Origin of the sequence: Lentzea sp. HUAS12 (assembly GCF_024125735.1) — a bacterium.
Classification (GTDB): domain Bacteria; phylum Actinomycetota; class Actinomycetes; order Mycobacteriales; family Pseudonocardiaceae; genus Lentzea; species Lentzea albida.
This window is the reverse complement of record NZ_CP099738.1, coordinates 5,740,367-5,756,577: the sequence shown is the minus strand read 5'-3', so window position 1 is coordinate 5,756,577 and position 16,211 is coordinate 5,740,367. Positions and strand designations below refer to the sequence as shown.

General features: G+C 71.5%; 17 protein-coding genes and 1 riboswitch. Of the genes, 10 read left to right on the top strand and 7 right to left on the bottom strand.

Annotated elements, in window-relative coordinates; translation table 11 throughout:
* The first annotated feature begins 68 nt into the window (after positions 1 to 68).
* Positions 69 to 1,157 (top strand): FAD-dependent monooxygenase, encoded by a 1,089-nt coding sequence (locus ND450_RS26040; protein WP_253321261.1) that lies wholly within the window; start codon positions 69 to 71, stop codon positions 1,155 to 1,157.
* On the opposite strand, the gene ND450_RS26035 is transcribed toward ND450_RS26040, so the two are convergent.
* Complete coding sequence (locus ND450_RS26035; protein ID WP_253321260.1) at positions 1,138 to 2,697, bottom strand: DUF6461 domain-containing protein; 1,560 nt, start codon at positions 2,695 to 2,697, stop codon at positions 1,138 to 1,140. The two genes, ND450_RS26040 and ND450_RS26035, sit on opposite strands and share 20 nt — an antisense overlap.
* Before the next feature lie 67 nt (positions 2,698 to 2,764).
* A riboswitch (cobalamin riboswitch) is annotated at positions 2,765 to 2,873 on the top strand.
* A 33-nt stretch (positions 2,874 to 2,906) separates the two neighbouring features.
* On the opposite strand from ND450_RS26035, the gene ND450_RS26030 reads away from it, so the two are divergent.
* The 9 genes from ND450_RS26030 to surE all read left to right on the top strand — a co-directional run bounded on the left by ND450_RS26030 (position 2,907) and on the right by surE (position 12,225).
* Positions 2,907 to 4,106 carry a prenyltransferase/squalene oxidase repeat-containing protein gene (locus ND450_RS26030; RefSeq protein WP_253321259.1) on the top strand — a complete coding sequence of 400 codons (1,200 nt, stop codon included), beginning with the start codon at positions 2,907 to 2,909 and terminating at the stop codon, positions 4,104 to 4,106.
* Positions 4,106 to 4,519 (top strand): hypothetical protein, encoded by a 414-nt coding sequence (locus tag ND450_RS26025; protein WP_253321258.1) that lies wholly within the window; start codon positions 4,106 to 4,108, stop codon positions 4,517 to 4,519. Before ND450_RS26030 ends, ND450_RS26025 begins: the two co-directional genes overlap by 1 nt.
* Positions 4,516 to 5,286: a hypothetical protein gene (locus tag ND450_RS26020; RefSeq protein ID WP_253321257.1), complete on the top strand. Its 771-nt coding sequence runs from the start codon at positions 4,516 to 4,518 to the stop codon at positions 5,284 to 5,286. The genes ND450_RS26025 and ND450_RS26020 overlap by 4 nt, the downstream gene beginning before the upstream one ends.
* Before the next feature lie 34 nt (positions 5,287 to 5,320).
* Positions 5,321 to 6,352 carry an energy-coupling factor transporter transmembrane protein EcfT gene (locus tag ND450_RS26015; protein ID WP_253321256.1) on the top strand — a complete coding sequence of 344 codons (1,032 nt, stop codon included), beginning with the start codon at positions 5,321 to 5,323 and terminating at the stop codon, positions 6,350 to 6,352.
* The gene (locus ND450_RS26010) at positions 6,349 to 7,905 is read left to right on the top strand and encodes an ABC transporter ATP-binding protein (RefSeq protein WP_253321255.1); all 1,557 of its coding nucleotides are present in this window, start codon (positions 6,349 to 6,351) and stop codon (positions 7,903 to 7,905) included. The genes ND450_RS26015 and ND450_RS26010 overlap by 4 nt, the downstream gene beginning before the upstream one ends.
* Complete coding sequence (locus ND450_RS26005) at positions 7,869 to 8,711, top strand: ECF transporter S component (RefSeq protein WP_253321254.1); 843 nt, start codon at positions 7,869 to 7,871, stop codon at positions 8,709 to 8,711. Before ND450_RS26010 ends, ND450_RS26005 begins: the two co-directional genes overlap by 37 nt.
* A gap of 61 nt (positions 8,712 to 8,772) precedes the next feature.
* Entirely contained in the window at positions 8,773 to 10,488 is a 1,716-nt protein-coding gene (locus ND450_RS26000) for a family 20 glycosylhydrolase (RefSeq protein WP_371927788.1), read from the top strand.
* A gap of 74 nt (positions 10,489 to 10,562) precedes the next feature.
* Positions 10,563 to 11,468, top strand: coding sequence for a 1-phosphofructokinase family hexose kinase (locus ND450_RS25995; RefSeq protein WP_253321252.1), 906 nt, complete (start codon positions 10,563 to 10,565; stop codon positions 11,466 to 11,468).
* A 4-nt stretch (positions 11,469 to 11,472) separates the two neighbouring features.
* Positions 11,473 to 12,225 carry a 5'/3'-nucleotidase SurE gene (gene surE / locus ND450_RS25990; RefSeq protein WP_253321251.1) on the top strand — a complete coding sequence of 251 codons (753 nt, stop codon included), beginning with the start codon at positions 11,473 to 11,475 and terminating at the stop codon, positions 12,223 to 12,225.
* Here surE and ND450_RS25985 read toward each other — a convergent pair.
* The 6 genes from ND450_RS25985 to ND450_RS25960 all read right to left on the bottom strand — a co-directional run bounded on the left by ND450_RS25985 (position 12,188) and on the right by ND450_RS25960 (position 16,158).
* Positions 12,188 to 12,517, bottom strand: coding sequence for a hypothetical protein (locus tag ND450_RS25985; protein ID WP_253321250.1), 330 nt, complete (start codon positions 12,515 to 12,517; stop codon positions 12,188 to 12,190). The two genes, surE and ND450_RS25985, sit on opposite strands and share 38 nt — an antisense overlap.
* Before the next feature lie 6 nt (positions 12,518 to 12,523).
* On the bottom strand, positions 12,524 to 12,919 hold the full coding sequence (locus ND450_RS25980; RefSeq protein ID WP_253321249.1) for a DUF5313 family protein: 396 nt from the start codon (positions 12,917 to 12,919) through the stop codon (positions 12,524 to 12,526).
* Positions 12,916 to 13,365: a MarR family winged helix-turn-helix transcriptional regulator gene (locus tag ND450_RS25975; protein WP_253321248.1), complete on the bottom strand. Its 450-nt coding sequence runs from the start codon at positions 13,363 to 13,365 to the stop codon at positions 12,916 to 12,918. Before ND450_RS25975 ends, ND450_RS25980 begins: the two co-directional genes overlap by 4 nt.
* Positions 13,366 to 13,426: 61 nt before the next feature.
* The gene (locus ND450_RS25970; RefSeq protein ID WP_253321247.1) at positions 13,427 to 14,251 is read right to left on the bottom strand and encodes an alpha/beta fold hydrolase; all 825 of its coding nucleotides are present in this window, start codon (positions 14,249 to 14,251) and stop codon (positions 13,427 to 13,429) included.
* Between the two features lie 9 nt (positions 14,252 to 14,260).
* Complete coding sequence (locus ND450_RS25965) at positions 14,261 to 15,583, bottom strand: FAD-binding oxidoreductase (RefSeq protein ID WP_253321246.1); 1,323 nt, start codon at positions 15,581 to 15,583, stop codon at positions 14,261 to 14,263.
* Positions 15,580 to 16,158: a TetR/AcrR family transcriptional regulator gene (locus ND450_RS25960; RefSeq protein ID WP_253321245.1), complete on the bottom strand. Its 579-nt coding sequence runs from the start codon at positions 16,156 to 16,158 to the stop codon at positions 15,580 to 15,582. The genes ND450_RS25965 and ND450_RS25960 overlap by 4 nt, the downstream gene beginning before the upstream one ends.
* Between the last annotated feature and the right edge of the window lie 53 nt (positions 16,159 to 16,211).

The following is a 16,211-nucleotide window of genomic DNA, read 5'->3' as shown; positions in this document are numbered from 1 at the left end:
GTCCGGTCAGCCGGTGGTCAGCGCCGGTCGGCACCTTGTGGGCACCACCGACCCACAGGGGGAACACCGTGAAGAACGTCCTGATCTCCGGCGCCAGCATCGGCGGCCCCGCCCTCGCGTACTGGCTGCGCCACCACGGCTTCCACGTCACGGTGGTCGAGCGCCACCGCGGTCTGCGACCCGGCGGCCAGGCCATCGACGTCCGCGGACCCGCGCTGGAGGTCGTCGAGCGAATGGGTCTCGGCGACCGGCTGCGGTCGTCCAGCACGAACATGCGCGGCATGAACGTGGTCGACGCCGACGGCACCGAACTCTTCCGCTCCACCACCCACACCGTGAGCGGCGGCGACCTGTCGAGCCCCGACGTCGAACTGCTGCGCGACGACCTCGCCCGCATGCTGTTCGACGCGGCCGAGGGCGTCGAGTACCTCTTCGACGACACCATCACCTCGATCGACGGCACCCGCGTCACGTTCGAGAAGGCGCCACCGCGCGACTTCGACGTGGTCGTCGGCGCGGACGGCCTGCACTCCCAGGTCCGCAGGCTCGTGTTCGGGCCCGAGTCGCGGTTCGTCTCGCACCTCGGCACGAACCTCGCCGTCTTCACCGCGCCGAACTTCCTCGGCCTCGACCACTGGCAGACGTTCCAGCAGGGCGACGTCATCGGCGGCGGGATCATGAGCGCCCGGTCGAACACGGAGTGCCGCGTCTACATGGGTTTCACGGGCGAGGTCGACTTCGACCACCGCGACGTGGACGCGCAGCGCCGGTTGATCGCCGAGAAGTTCGAGGGCGCCGGCTGGGTGTGGCCGACCGCCGTGAAGCACATGTGGGAGGCACCGGACTTCCACATGGACTCGATGAGCCAGATCCGGATGGACTCCTGGTCCCGCGGCACCGTCGTGCTGCTCGGCGACGCCGGCTACTGCGGCTCGCCGTTGTCCGGGCAGGGCACCAGCATGGCGCTGGTCGGCGCGTACGTGCTTGCCGGAGAGCTGGCGAAGGACCCCTCGACGGCTTTCCGGCGCTACGAGGAGATCCTGCGCCCTTACGTGCTCGCGAACCAGGACATGGCGCTGAAGAACCAGGCCAACGGGGGCGCGCCCACCGACGAGTTCGCCGAGGTCGTGAACAGCCTCAGCCTTCCCACCTACTGACCCTCTCGCGGATCACGGCGGTGAGGTCGTCCTGGGGGAGCACGACGCCGGTGAAGCGGGTCACCGCCGTGACACCCTTGGCCTCCTTGTGCCGCCACGCATCGAAGTCGAGTCCGGCGAGGGCGGCGACGACCTCCGGGTCGTCGCCGAAGTTCGTGTGCTCCCAGGGTTCCCGGGAGACGAGGACGCGACCGGCCCTCGCGAACGACAGGCACCTGTCGCCGTTGCCGTTCCAGAAGTGGCTGGCGGCCCTCCCGTTGCGGGACAGGCGTTCCAGCACCGCGCGTTCGGTACCGGCGAAGCCGTCGAGCTCCAGCACGACCACGCCGCCGTCGACCTCGGCGGTGATCGCGTCCGGCCCGAAGCCGTCGACGTCGGCCACACCGGTGACCACCGTGACGGTCGCCGCCGCACCGAGCAGGGCCGGCAGCCACCTCAGCGCGGCCTCCGGAGCTGCCGCGCGGGCGGGCTCCGGTTCCCCGCGCAGGCGGTGGCCGACCCGGTCGGTCTTCTTGTGCACCAGCGGTTCCGCGTGCGGCGCGGGCCAGATCAACAGGTGGTGGCTCTCGTCGTCGTCCCCGTCGCGGCCGTGCGCGTGAACACGGACGCGGAACTCGCCCGGCCAGGGCGGCATCCCGCCGTGCCCGAACCGAGCGTCGCCCCTGCGAGCGGCGAAGCTCGTCTCGGCCACCTCGTCCCAGTCGGCGAGGTCCGGCTCTCCCGGCTCGTCGAGCACCACCCGCACCGACACCGGAACGGTGCCCTCCGCGATCCCGGTGCGCACGGCGAACCCGGTGTCGATCGCGGCGACGAGCCCGGTCGCCGTGAAGTCCGTGCCGGGGAAGGCCGCCTCCTCCGCGAACACGAACTCGTGGTCGAACACCGGGACGGTCGTGCTCCAGGAGGAGCCCCTGTACTCGGCGCGCCGCTTCTCCAGCACCGCCTGCTCGTACGCGGCCGGCATCGGGACGTCCGGCAGGACCTCGGCGATCGCGCCGATCGCGATCCCGATGGCGGCGGCCGGATCCGCCGCGGTCGGCGTGCCCAGCGCGTTCAGCACGGCCCTCGACACGACCACCGCCACCGCGAGGTGCGCGGCGCCGCGTTTCGCGGCGATGGCCGCCTCGTCGCCCGTGACGTCGCCGAGGTCCGGGAGCAGTGCGCGCACCTGGTCGACGACGAGGTCTGCGGCGCCGGGGTGCACCGCGTTCACCATGCTCATCGGTGTCGTCATCGCGCTCTGCCCGTTCGCCGACAGCAACATGAAGCTGCTGCCGTCCGGCAGCGGCCGCAGGCGCGCGACGACGTGGGCGGGCGCGGTCAGGTCCAGCCGGGCGACACCCAGTTCCAGCGCGCCCAGCAGCCGTTCCGCGATCAGCCCGGGAAACAGGTGCAGCGCCTGCTGCGCGACCGATCCGCCGGAGAAGCGGTCCGGGCTCCTGCGCACGGTGTGCCGGCCCAGTTCGGCCGCCGGTTCAGCCGGGATCAGCGCCTCGACCGAGGGCGCGGCGGTGCGGACCAGCTCTTCGAAATCCCCCATGCCGCCGATTCTGCCGGTGGATGGCCCAGCTCACAGCCATTTGACTCGAATCGATCCCTCCCGCACGATCCTGGGTTGACAACAGCATCCGCACGCCGCGGGGGAAGCCGGTGCAACTCCGGCACTGACCCGCAACGGTGATAGTCCGATTGCCCGTGGCGCGCGGTAGCTCCATCGACCCGTCGAGGACAGCGGGGCAGGGAGGCGCAGTGATCAGGAGATCCGCGTTGGTCGCCGTGATGGCGACAGCGCTCGTGGTGACACCGCAGGCACAGGCGGCCGAACCGCCGTCGGCGGGGACGTGGCTCGCCGCCCAGTTCGCCGACGGGGACCACCTGCTGCAAGGTCCCGGCATCGTCGATCCCGGGCTGACCGCGGACGGCGTCTACGCGCTGGCGGCCGCGGGGGTCGGCAAGTCGACGGCGGTCAAGGCCGCTGCTTGGCTCGCCCAGCCGGACCAGCTGTCGTTCCTGATCGGGGACGGTGAGACCGAGTCGTACGTCGGTGGCCTGGTGAAGCTCGCGCTGGTCGCGCAGACGCTCGGCACCGACCCGCACGCGTTCGCCGGAGCCGACCTGCTGGAGCGGCTCGCGCCGTTGCAGGAGGAGTCGGGGCGGTTCCGCGACGGCACCGCCGATCCCGCCGCGGAGCAGACCAACGCGTTCACGCAGGCGCTGGCGATCATCGTGCTGAAGCGCGCCGGGCTGCCGACCGGGAAGGCGGTGGCGTACCAGGTGTCCACGCAGTGCCCGGACGGAGGCTTCCCGATCGCGTTCGGGCAGGCGACCTGTCAGTCCGATGTAGACGGAACGGCCATGGTGTTGCAGGCGTTGCTGACAGCGGGGGAGAAGACCGCTGCTCCCAAGGCCGTGCAGTGGCTCGCGGCGCAGCAGAAGGCGGACGGCGGGTTCCCGTCGGCGACGGCCGGGTCGAACTCGAACAGCACGGGTCTCGCGGTCGGCGCGCTCGTCGCGGGCGGTCGTGCCGCCGAGGCGGACAGGGCCGTCGCTTACCTGAAGTCGGTGCAGGTCGGGTGTTCCGGACCGGAAGCGCAGCGCGGGGCGGTCGCCTACGACGCCACGGGCTACCAGCAGTACCCGGCGATCCGCGCCACCACGCAGGCGATCCTGGGCTTGGCCCGCGTGAGCCTCGCCGACGTGTCCGCGGCGTCCGCCACGGCCGGTGTGCCCGCGATCGACTGCACCACCGCGCCTCCGACCTCGTCGTCGCCGTCTCCGTCGCCCGAACCGACGGTGCCCGCTCCGGCCGGCCCCGAGACCCCGGCCGACCCTCCGCTCGCCGCCACCGGACCGGAGCAGGCCGTGCCGCTGAGCCTGTTCGGTTCCTTCGCGGTGCTCGCCGGTGCCGCCCTCGTCCTCGTCTCCCGTCGCCGGAAGGGTGGTGCGTGATGCGCCGTCTGCTCGCTGTCCTCGCGCTGGTCGCGGGGTCGTTCGCCGCCACCTCACCGGCCTCCGCGGCCTCGTGCGCGGGTGTCGAGGTCGTCGTGGACTTCGGTTCGCTGGGCGGAGGCGTCCAGACCGGGTGCGCCGCCGGTGACCCCGCCACGGGCCTCACCGCTCTGACCGGCGCCGGCTTCACGTACTCGTTCGTGCCGCGCCAGCCCGGTTTCGTGTGCCGCATCAACGCGCTCCCGAACCCGTGCACCGTGCCCACGACCAGCGCGTACTGGTCGTACTGGCACGCGAGCCCCGGTGGCACCTGGTCCTACAGCACCTCGGGCGCGAGCGGTTACGACCCCGCTCCCGGCTCGGTCGAGGGCTGGGCGTTCGGCGCGGGCGTCGCCCCGGCGGCCACTCCGTGAGGAGGCTCTTCGTCGCGCTGGCACTGGTGGCCGCGTTCGTGCCGGTGCCGGCGTCGGCCGCGGGCTGTGACGGCGTCACCGTCGTCGTCGACTACCGCGGCCTGGGCGGAGGGGTCCAGCAGGGCTGCGCACCCGGCAGCCCGTCCTCCGGTGTCGCGGCCCTGACGGCGGCGGGTTTCGGCTACACCTACGCCTCGCGGCAGGCCGGTTTCGTCTGCCGCATCAACGGCAGGCCGGGCACCGACGCCGACAAGTGCGTCAGCGCCTCACCCGCCACCGCGTACTGGTCGTACTGGCACGCTCCGGCTGGCGGCGCGTGGACGTACAGCAACCAGGGCGCGGCGACTTACGTCCCGGCGCGCGGCACCGTGCAGGGGTGGTCGTTCGGCGCCGGCGAACAGCCCGGCATCGCACCACCGGCCGCGCCCGCGCCGCCGCAACCGCCGGTGCGGCAGCCTCCTGCCCCGCAGCCGCCCGCCCAGCAACCGCCTGCCCAGCAACCGCCCGCGCAGACGACCACGGCGCCTCCACCGTCGTCGTCCTCGGTCGCGGCGCCGTCGTCCGTTGTTCCGGCTTCGTCAGCGGAGGTGTCGTCGGTGGCGGCGGGGGAGACGTCGGCTCCGGCTGTCGCGGAGAAGTCGCGGCAGGTGGAGGAGAAGCCGGGCCTCGGGTGGGTGTGGACGCTGTTGGCAGTGCTGGTGATCGCGGCACTGGTGGTGGCGGGGTTGCTCGTGGCACGTCGGCGCCGTGCGGTGGAAGACGAGTGAAGCCCCGAGTCACGCGACCTCAGGTGACGCGGGCGTGAGGCTGCACTCCGGCGCGTGGTGGCTGTGGGCCCTCGGCCTCGCCACCGCCGCCAGCCGCACCACGAACCCGTTGCTGCTGGGCCTGGTCCTCGCCGTCGCGGGCGTGGTCGTCGTGACGTGCCGGGCCACCACACCGTGGGCCGGCACCTACGGCGTCTTCCTCAAGTTCGGCCTGCTGGTCATCGGTCTCCGGGTGCTCGTGCACGCGTTGCTCGGCGGCGTCACGGGCCCGACCGTGCTCTTCACCCTGCCGCAGGTCCCGCTCCCCGACTGGGCCCAGGGCATCCGCGTCGGCGGCCCGGTCACGGCCGAAGGCATGGTTTTCGCGCTGTACCAAGGTCTGTTGCTCGCGACGATCCTCAGTTGTGTCGGCGCCGCCAACGCCCTCGCGAACCCCAAGCGCCTTCTCCGGTCGCTCCCGGCCGCGCTGTACGAGGTGAGCGTGGCCGTCGTGGTCGCGCTGACCGTGGCGCCGCAGCTGGTCGCGTCCGCGCGGTCGGTGCGCAGGGCGAGGCAGTTGCGCGGCGACACGGCGAAGGGGCCGCGCGCGATCCGCACGATGCTGGTGCCGGTGCTGGAGGACGCGCTCGACCGGTCGCTGGTGCTGGCCGCCTCGATGGACTCGCGGGGGTACGGGCGCACGGCCGGGATCTCGCGCCGGGACCGGGCGTGGACCGGGGCGTTGGTGCTGGCCGGGTTGGCCGGGATCTGCATCGGCACCTACGGGTTGCTCGCCGGTGCGTACACCGGCTGGCCGTTGCTCGCGGTCGGAGGAGTGCTGGCGGTCGCGGGGCTCAAGGTCGGGGCGCGCCGGGTGCCGCGCACGCGGTACCGGCCGGACCGGTGGACGCCCACGGCGATCGCGGTGGCGGTGAGCGGGGTGGCCGGGGCGGTGGTGCTGGTGTTCTCGGCCGATCCGGCGTTGTCGCCGTCGACGGTGCCGTTGCAGGCGCCGGAACTGCCGCTGGTTCCGGCGATCGGGGTGCTGCTGGCCCTGGCACCGGTGGGACTCGTGAGGGAACGATGATCAGGTTCGAGGACGTCACCATCACCTACGCCGAGCGGCCCGTGCTCGCGCACCTCTCCCTGGAGATTCCCGAGGGCGAGCTCTGCCTGGTCGTCGGCCGCACCGGCTCCGGCAAGTCGACCTTCCTGCGCGCGATCAACGGCCTGGTCCCGCACTTCAGCGGCGGCACGCTCGCCGGGCGCGTGCTGGTCGACGGCCGCGACACCGCCACGCACCCGCCCCGCGAACTGGCCGACGTCGTCGGATTCGTCGGCCAGGACCCGCTGGCCGGCTTCGTCGCGGACAACGTCGAGGACGAGCTCGCCTACTCGATGGAGTCGCTCGGCCTGCCGAACGACGTCATGCGCAAGCGCGTCGAGGAGACCCTGGACCTGCTCGGCCTGGCCGCGCTCCGCGACCGTCCACTCGCGACACTCAGCGGCGGCCAGCAGCAACGGGTCGCGATCGGCGCCGCCCTCACCGCGCATCCGAGGGTCCTCGTCCTCGACGAACCCACCTCCGCCCTCGACCCCGGCGCCGCCGAGGACGTTCTCGCCGCCGTGCAACGGCTCGTGCACGACCTCGGCATGACCGTCGTGATCGCCGAGCACCGCCTCGAACGCGTGGCGCAGTACGCCGACCGCGCTCTCCTGTTGCCGCAGGGAGAACTCGGCGAGGTCGGCGAGGTCCTCACCAGGTCACCGGTCGCGCCACCGGTCGTCCGGCTCGCCCGGCTCGCGGGCTGGACCCCGGTGCCGGTCTCGGTCCGCGACGCCCGCCGCCAGGCCGCCTCCCTGCGCGCCCGCCTGCCCGAACCCGCGACCGAGCCCGTCCGGAAGGCGGAACCCGTCCTCGAAGCACGCGATGTCGTCGTCCGGTACGGAGAAGTCCAGGCCGTGCGCGGAGTCTCGCTCACCGCGGGCAAGGGCGAGCGGATCGCGCTCATGGGACGCAACGGTTCCGGCAAGTCGTCGCTGCTGTGGGCGGTGCAGGGCAGCGGCAAGCGCACGTCCGGCACCGTCGCGGTCGGCGGCACCGACCCGAAGGCGCTGAAGCCCGCCGAACGACGCCGAACCGTCGCGCTCGTGCCCCAGCAACCCTCCGACCTGCTCTACCTCGAAACGGTCGCGGAGGAGTGCGCCCAGGCCGACACCGAGACGGGCAGACCCGCCGGAACGTGCCGCGCACTCCTCGACGGCCTGGTCTCCCTGGAACCGCAGGCCCACCCGCGCGACCTGTCCGAAGGCCAGAAGCTCGCGCTGGTGCTCGCGGTGATGCTGACCGGCACACCCGACGTCCTGCTGCTCGACGAACCCACGCGCGGCCTCGACCACCCGGCCAAGGAGGCGCTGGCGAAGGTCCTCCACGACCTCCCCACCACGACGGTCCTGGCCACGCACGACGTCGAGTTCGTCGCCGAGTACGCCACCCGCGTCGTCGTGATGGCCGAGGGCGAGGTCGTCGCGGACGGTCCGGCGCGCGAGGTCGTCACGTCGTCGCCGATCTTCGCCCCGCAGGTCAGCAAGGTCCTCGGACCGTGGCTGACGGTCGCGGACGTCGAGGCGGCACTGTGATCGCGATCAGGAGGCGCTCGGCGGTCGCGCTGACGCTCTCCGGGGTGATCGGGCTGGCCGCGTTCACCTGGCCGCTGGTCATCGCACCGTCGAGTGACATCGCCCGGGGCGGCGACGCGCCCTGGACGTTCGCACTCCTCCTGCCACTGGTGCTCGCGGTCGTGCTCGCCGAGCTCAGCGACAAGGGCATGGACTCCAAGGCGATCGCGATGCTCGGCGTGCTGTCCGCGCTCGGCGCCGCGATCCGCCCGCTCGGTCCGGGCACCGCCGGCATCGAGACCGTCTTCTTCCTGATGGTGCTCGGCGGCCGCGTGTTCGGGCCGGGCTTCGGGTTCGTGCTGGGCAACACCACGTTGTTCGCCTCGGCCCTGCTGACCGGCGGGGTCGGGCCGTGGTTGCCGTTCCAGATGCTCGGCGCGGCCTGGGTCGCCCTGGGCGCCGGGCTGCTGCCGCAGTGGCGCGGCCGGGCCGAGATCGCGCTGCTCGCGAGCTACGGCGTCGTGAGCTCGCTCGTCTACGGGTTCCTGCTCAACCTGTCGTTCTGGCCGTTCGCGGTCGGCGAGGGCACGTCCGTCAGCTTCGACCCGAACTCCTCACCGGGCACGAACCTCGTGCGGCTGGCCGCGTTCACGCTGGCCACCTCGCTCGGCTGGGACCTGATGCGGGCCGTCACGACCGCCGTTCTCGTCGCGGTGACGGCGCCCGTGCTGCTCCGGACGCTGCGCCGGGCGGCCCGGAAGGCTGCTTTCGAGCCGGTCCCGAACAAAGAATTGGCCCAGACCATTGACGACAAAAGGGATGCTTGAGCACGCTGGAGGCAGGGTCGCCGCCCCCGACTCGTGAGGAGGAGTCGTGAGAACTCGCGTTCTGGCCGCGGTCGTCGCTGTCACCGCAGCGCTGTCCGTGAGCGCGCAGTCGCAAGCCGCGGAGCCACTGCAGAGCCTGGTGCCGGTCCCGGTGTCGGTGCAGGCCAAGAGCGGTGTCACGCACACGCTGACGGCCGCCACGAAGATCTACACCGCACCGGCCGCCCGTGACGTGGGCACCTTCCTGGCCGGCGTGCTGCGGCCCTCGACCGGCTACGCGTTCCCGGTCTCCGACACGTCCGGCACGCCGTCGGACGGCATCTCGCTGCTGCTCTCGGGCGCGCCGGCCGCGGTCGGTCAGCAGGGCTACCAGCTCGACGTCTCGACGGGCAGCGTCGTCCTGCGCGCCAACACCTCGGAAGGCCTGTTCGCGGGCGTGCAGACGCTGCGGCAGCTGCTGCCCACCAAGGTGGAGAGCACGACCGCGCAGGCCGGTCCGTGGACCGTGCCGGGCGCCCTGGTCGTCGACCACCCGCGCTTCTCCTATCGCGGCGCGATGCTCGACGTTGCCCGTCACTTCCACCCCGTGCAGACGGTCAAGCGCTACATCGACCAGCTGGCGCTCTACAAGATCAACTACTTCCACCTCCACCTGAGCGACGACCAGGGCTGGCGGATCGTCATCGACAGCTGGCCGCGCCTCGCGACGTACGGCGGCAGCACGCAGGTCGGCGGCGGCCCCGGCGGGTACTACACCAAGGCGCAGTACAGCGAGATCGTGCAGTACGCGGCCTCGCGCAAGATCACGGTGATCCCCGAGATCGACCTGCCCGGCCACACCAACGCCGCGCTGGCGTCGTACGCGGAGCTCAACTGCAACGGCCAGGCCCCGCCGCTGCGCACGGACATCGAGGTCGGCTACTCCTCGCTGTGCGTGAACAAGGAGATCACCTACCAGTTCGTGGACGACGTGATCCGCGAGATCGCCGCGCTCACGCCCGGCCCGTACTTCCACATCGGCGGCGACGAAGCGCACTCCACGCCCGACGCCGACTACCAGACGTTCATGGACCGGACGCTGCCGATCGTGAAGAAGTACGGCAAGACGGCGCTCGGCTGGCACGAGTTCGTGAAGACCACGACCGACACCGCCACCATCCCGCAGTACTGGGGCACCTCGACGTCCAACGCCGTGGTGCAGGCAGCGGCGGCGCGCGGCCACAAGGTCGTCATGTCGCCCGCGAACAAGGCGTACCTGGACATGAAGTACAACTCCAGCACGCCGCTCGGCCTGTCCTGGGCCGGGCTGATCGAGGTCCAGACCGCGTACGACTGGAACCCAGGCACGCACGTGAGCGGGGTGCCGGAGTCGGCGGTCCGCGGCGTCGAGGCTCCACTGTGGAGCGAGACGATCGTGACGGGGCAGGACATCGAGTTCATGGCGTTCCCGAGGCTGGCCGCGATCGCCGAACTGGGCTGGTCGCCGTGGTCGACGCACAACTGGGACCAGTTCAAGGTGCGGCTGGGCGCGCAGGGCCCGCGCTGGACCACGATGGGCATCAACTTCTACAGGTCCACGCAGGTCCCGTGGGACACCGGCGGCGGTCCGGGGCCCGGTCCCTGCACGCAGCCGGCGTGGGAGCGCGGCAAGGTCTACACCGGCGGCAACGTCGTGTCGCACAACGGCAGGAAGTGGACCGCGCAGTGGTGGACGCAGGGCGAGGAGCCCGGCACCACCGGTCAGTGGGGCGTCTGGCGTGACGGAGGCGTTTGCTGACTTCTTCGGGGCGTGATGTCTGATTCATCCGGTGCGGGCGAATAGTGTTCGCCCGCACCGGGTACCAGGCTGTCGTGGATGCCCGAGTTGCCGTATTTGCCCCGTCCCCTCAGCTGACCGTCACCGTCGAGGACCTCGACGGTGAGCCGGACGTGCACCTGCACGCCGGCGGCCAGGGTTTCTGGCAGTCCAGGATGATCGCCGCCCTGGGCGTCGAGGCCGTCGTCTGCGCGACGTTCGGCGGCGAGACAGGCCGTGTGCTGCACACGTTGTTAGAAGGCGAACACGTCGACCTGCGCTCACGGCAGGTCGCCGCGCGCAACGGCGCCTACGTGCACGACCGCCGCGACGGCAGCCGTTCCGAGATGGTCGAGATGCTCCCGGACGCGTTGTCCCGCCACGAGCTCGACGACGTCTACGAGTTGGCGCTGGTCGAAGGGATCCGCGCGGGCACCGCCGTGCTGAGCGGGCCGTCCGACGACCGCGTGCTGCCCCACGAGACGTACTACCGCCTCACTTCCGACCTGGCCGGCAACGGCTGCCGTGTGATCGTGGACCTGGCGGGAGACCGGCTCGCCGAGGCCGTACGCGGCGGTCCGCACGTCGTCAAGGTCTCGCACGAGGAACTGGGCGAGGAAGAACTTCCGAAGCTCATCGAGAAGGCCCGCGAGATCGCTTCTTCCTGCGTGCACGGCGTGGTCGTCTCCCGTGCCGACGAGCCCGCGCTGGCGTTGCTGGAGGACCAGCTGTACCTGGTGCGCATGCCCAAGCTGGAGCCCGTCGACACGCGCGGTGCCGGCGACTCGATGACCGCGGGGATTTCAGCGGGCCTGGCACTGGGTATGTCGTTGACGGACGCGGTGAAGCTCGGCGCGGCCGCCGGCGCGGTGAACGTGACGCGGCACGGCCTCGGCAGCGGTAGCGGGGAGGCCGTGCGCGAGCTGAGCAAACGCGTGGAACTGGAGCCGATCGAGGAATGAGCGGATGCGCGCGCTGATCACGAACGACGACGGAATCGACTCACCCGGCCTGTGGACCCTGGCGGCGGCCGCCGCGGACTCCGGCCTGGACGTGGTGGTGGCGGCACCGGTCACCCAGGCCAGCGGCACCAGTGCGTCGGTCGCGGCGATCGGCGACGACGGCCGCGTCGTCAGCGAACGCCGCTCACTGCCCGGCCTCGACGTGGAGGCCTACTCGGTCGCCGCGCACCCGGGACTGATCTCGCTGATCGCGTGCCGCGGCGGTTTCGGCGGCAAGCCCGACGTGGTGCTGTCCGGGATCAACCTCGGCGCGAACGTGGGCCGCGCGGTCCTGCACTCCGGCACGGTCGGCGCGGCGCTCACGGCGCACCTCAACGACGTGACGTCGATGGCGGTGTCGCTCGACGTGGGCCTGGAGGGACCCGAACCGTTGTGGGACAAGGCGGGCGAGGTCGTGCGCGTCGTGCTGCCGGTGCTGCTGGAGATGCCGGAGACCCCGGTGCTGTCGCTGAACGTGCCGAACGCCGACGTACGAGGACTCCGCTGGGCCGAGCTCGCCCGCTTCGGCACCGTGCAGAGCCGGGTGGACGACGTGGGCGACGGCGAGGTGGAACTCGTCCACGTCTACGCGGAGCAGTCCCTCGTGCCGGGCACGGACACCGCGTTGCTGGCAGAGGGTTTCGCGACCCTGACGGCACTGCGCTCCGTCGGCCGCGACGTCAGCCAGGAGCGCGCTTTGCCGGCCTGGCCAGCGTGATCACGAGTCCGACCAGTGCCGTTCGCACGCCGAGGAACCCCTCGGTCGTGATGTCGTCGAGGGAGAACGCCAGGATCCCGAACCCGAGCAGCAGGACGAGGCCGTACATCCGCGCGGTGTCGAGCCGCCACGCCATCACGATGCCCATGACCCCGACGCCGAGCTGGACGACGCGGTAGTTGGGGTTCAGGCCGAACAGGTCCAGCCATCCGAACGCGAGCTGCAACGCGCCCGCCGTGAGCGTGAGCGCCTGTGGCCTTGTGAACTCGAACTGCGCGGTCGACAAGGCCATGGGTCCCTACCCTTCGGATCGCCGCCAGACCGCGTCGTACTTGGCCTGCTTCTCGCGGTCCTGCACGGCGTTGCGGTCCCGGCGCCCCTGCGTCGCCGTTCCTCTCGGATACCCGTATTTCGTCAGCCTATGGTCCACACTTTCAGGTGCGTAGGACAGCGCGAAGTACAGCCCCACAACGAAACCGAGCGCACCGCACGCGATCGCGAGCGGCCACGGCGAACCGAGTCCGAACACGAGTGCGAGCGCGATGACCGTGGTGAGTGGCGTGACCTGCACGAGGCTGCGCACCGTGAAGCGCAGCAACCACTTCGGACCGGTCACGTCGTCGTAGACGAACTGCCGGTAGCGCTGCGGCAGCCTGCCGCCCGCGTAGTACCAGAGTTTCAGCGCCGGGTTCATCGGGTCGCCTTCGCGATCACCTTGTGCAGCACCTGGTTCAGCTGCGCGAGCTCTTCGAACGTCATGTCCAGCTGCTCCACGACCTTGAAGGGGATCTTGAGCGCCTCGTTGCGGAGTTCCTGCCCCGTCGCCGTCAGCGTGAGCGCGAGCGCGCGCTCGTCCGCCTTGTCCCGCTGCCGTTCGACGTAGCCGATCGCCTCCAGCCGCTTGAGCAGCGGGCTGAGGGTGCCGGGGTCGAGCTGAAGGGCGTTGCTCAGGTCCTTGACCGTGCGCGGCGACCGCTCCCAGAGCGCCAGCATCACCAGGTACTGGGGATGCGTGAGGTTCAGCGGCTCCAGGATCGGCCGGTAGACCGCGATCACCGTGCGGGATGCCACGGCGAGGGCGAAGCAAACCTGCCGCTCCAGCTCGAGCGGGTTCTCCGGAACGCTTGGTGTACTAATCATTGGTGTACACACTAACTGGAGGGCAGGCTCAGGTCCACGAGGTGTGGTGCACGAGACTCGGCTACTTCAAGGCCTCCGCGAGCACCTCCGCCGTGACGGCGGCGCCCTTCCGCGTCAGCACCGTGCCCCCGTGGTCGACCTCGGTGATCAGCACCGGCTCGCGCAGCACGGGCAGCGCCGTGCGGAACCCGGCAGCCTGTTCCGCGGTGTACGCGGGCGCGCTGTCCGCGCCGACGCTCCACTCGGCGTGCACGAACCACGTCGGCACGGTCAGCTCCTGCCAGCGCGACTCACCGAAGATGACGTCACGGGTGTCGGCGAGCAGCGTCTCCGCGGACAGCCGCAGGTGCCCGTCAGCGGTCAGGTCGTGCGCGTAGTACTCGCGGACCAGCGGGTCGGTCGTGTCGATGAGCGGGTCCACCATCGCCTGGACGGCCAGGTACTCGTCGACGGTCCACGTGCGCTCGCGGGCCGCCACTTGCGGCGCGAGAGCCGCTGTGAGGATCTCCTCGGTCATCTGCGCGTGCGCGGGCATGGGGAAGCCGCCGTCCACGAGCACGAGCGCGCGCACTCGGTCCGGATGGCGCACGGCGAGGTCCACGGCGACGTAGCCGCCCATCGACATGCCGGCCACCGTCGCCGTGGGGAGGTCCAGGGCGTCGAGCACGCGGACCATGTCGTCGGCGTGCTGCCGGATCGTGGCGCCGGGGACATCGGAGCTGTCACCCCGGCCGCGCAGGTCGGGGGTGATCAGTGAGAACCCGTGGGCGGCGACCCGGTTCCACAGCTTGCGGCTGCCGCTGACGCCGTGGATGGCCAGCACGGGCACGGTGTCGCCGTCGTGGGTCTCGACGGCGAGGTCGCCGCCCTCAACGGGAACGAGCATGCGAACTCCTTAGGCCTTGCCCGGGTTGAAGATGTTCAGCGGGTCGAGCGTGTTCTTGACGGCGCGGTGGACGGCGTGCGCGTCGGGGCCGAGTTCGCGGATCATGCCGTCGCGCTTGAGCAGGCCCACGCCGTGCTCGCCGGTGACGGTGCCGCCCAGCTCGAAGGCCCCGTCGATGATGTCCTCGAACGCCGCCTGGGCCGCGACGTGCGCGTTCTCGTCGCCGGGCGGCGTGATCAGCAACGGGTGCAGGTTGCCGTCGCCCGCATGCGCGATGGTGGCGATCTTGACGCCGTGGCGTGCGCCGATCTCCTCGATGCGTGCGAGCATCGCGGGCACCTGAGTGCGCGGCACGCACACGTCCTCGGTGAGCAGCGGACCGAGGCGTTCCAGCGCCGGGTAGGTGAGGCGGCGGGCGGCGAAGAGGGCTTCGGCCTCGGTCGAGTCCGTGGACCGTTCCGTCCAGGCAGCACCCGCGTCCGTGAAGGCCGCGACCAGGCCGTCGGCGTCCTCGGCCGTCTCGGCGCGGGCCAGCAGCATGGCCTCGGTGTCCGGCTCGATGCCGAGGTGCTTCCAGTCCTCGACGGCCTGCAGGCACGCGCGGTCGACCAGTTCCAGCGCGGCGGGCTGCAGGCCGCGGCCGGTCGCCAGCGCAACGGCCTGACCCGCGGCGACGAGGCTGTCGAACGCGCCGACGACGGTGTCCGCCGGGCGCGGGGCGGGACGCAGGCGGACGGTGATCTCGGTGACGACGCCGAGCGTGCCCTCCGAGCCGACGAGCAGGCTGGTCAGGTCGTACCCGGCGACGCCCTTGGTGGTGCGCCGGCCGAGCCGCACCGCCGTGCCGTACTCGACGGGCCCGCCCATCACGGCCTCCAGGCCGAGCACGTAGTCGCGCGTCACGCCGTACTTGAGGCAGCACAGGCCGCCCGCGTTCGTGGCGACGTTGCCGCCGATCGTCGACCACGGCGAGCTGGCCGGGTCCGGCGGGTACCAGAGGCCCTGCGCCGCAACGGCTTTCTTGAGGTCGTCGTTGACGACACCCGGTTGCACGACGGCGAGCAGGTTGTCCCTGTCGATCTCCACGACCTCGGTCATCCGGCTGAGGTCGAGCACCAGGCAGCCGTCGACGGCGTTGGCGCCACCGGACAGTCCCGTGCCCGCACCGCGCGGCACGATCGGGATGTGCTTCTCCGCGCAGAACCTGACGGCCTCCTGGACGTCCTTTGTGGACTGCGGACGGAACGCCGCGTACGGCGTGCCCACCGGTGCCCACTCGGCCTCGTCGTGGCTGAGTCCGGCCAGGGTGTTCGGGTCCGTGATGAGCTTCATGACCTCTCCAACGCGCCGTGCGCGGCCTTGTGCACCACGCGTTCCAGTTCCGCGCCCCACGCCGGCGGGGTGGTGTCCGCGTGGACGGGCACGACCCCCATGCCCGCCACCGCGAACCGCGCGAAGAGCAGCAGGTCGAAGGCCTGGGCGGGGGACGCGAGCGGCGGCGTCAGGATCGTCGCGATCTGCTGGGCGCCGGTGGTGAGCTCCTGCGTGCCGGTCGCGATCAGGTCGGGCTCGGAGATGATCACCGCGCGGCGGCCGAGTTCCAGCGCCCACTGCTCCGGGGTGATCGTGTCGATGGCCGTGCGCACGGCTTTCGCCAGTGCCGCAACGGGATCCGGATCCGGCGTGAGTGCGCGGACGACGCGGCTGAGGAACGCGTCGTACCAGAAGATCGCTGCCTTGGTGCCGAACGTGCGGAAGAGGGTGCGTTCCGACACGCCCGCGCGATCGGCGATGGCCTTGGTCGACGTGGCCGCGAAACCCCGGTCGAGGCACAGGGTGATGGCCGCCTCCTGGATCGCCAGGCGGGTGCGCAGCTCCTTCGCGGCGCGGGTGGTCAAGGTGTCCACGCCGTCACCGTAGCCGAGAAAGTCAGTAACTGCCATATTTAGTGGCAGTTGAT

Coding starts and splice junctions, on each gene's coding strand:
- ND450_RS26035 (WP_253321260.1), bottom strand. CDS start 2,697: ATGGGGGATTTCGAAGAGCTGGTCCGCACCGCCGCGCCCTCGGTCGAG.
- ND450_RS26025 (WP_253321258.1), top strand. CDS start 4,106: ATGCGCCGTCTGCTCGCTGTCCTCGCGCTGGTCGCGGGGTCGTTCGCC.
- ND450_RS26010 (WP_253321255.1), top strand. CDS start 6,349: ATGATCAGGTTCGAGGACGTCACCATCACCTACGCCGAGCGGCCCGTG.
- surE (WP_253321251.1), top strand. CDS start 11,473: ATGCGCGCGCTGATCACGAACGACGACGGAATCGACTCACCCGGCCTG.
- ND450_RS25985 (WP_253321250.1), bottom strand. CDS start 12,517: ATGGCCTTGTCGACCGCGCAGTTCGAGTTCACAAGGCCACAGGCGCTC.
- ND450_RS25980 (WP_253321249.1), bottom strand. CDS start 12,919: ATGAACCCGGCGCTGAAACTCTGGTACTACGCGGGCGGCAGGCTGCCG.
- ND450_RS25975 (WP_253321248.1), bottom strand. CDS start 13,365: ATGATTAGTACACCAAGCGTTCCGGAGAACCCGCTCGAGCTGGAGCGG.
- ND450_RS25970 (WP_253321247.1), bottom strand. CDS start 14,251: ATGCTCGTTCCCGTTGAGGGCGGCGACCTCGCCGTCGAGACCCACGAC.
- ND450_RS25965 (WP_253321246.1), bottom strand. CDS start 15,583: ATGAAGCTCATCACGGACCCGAACACCCTGGCCGGACTCAGCCACGAC.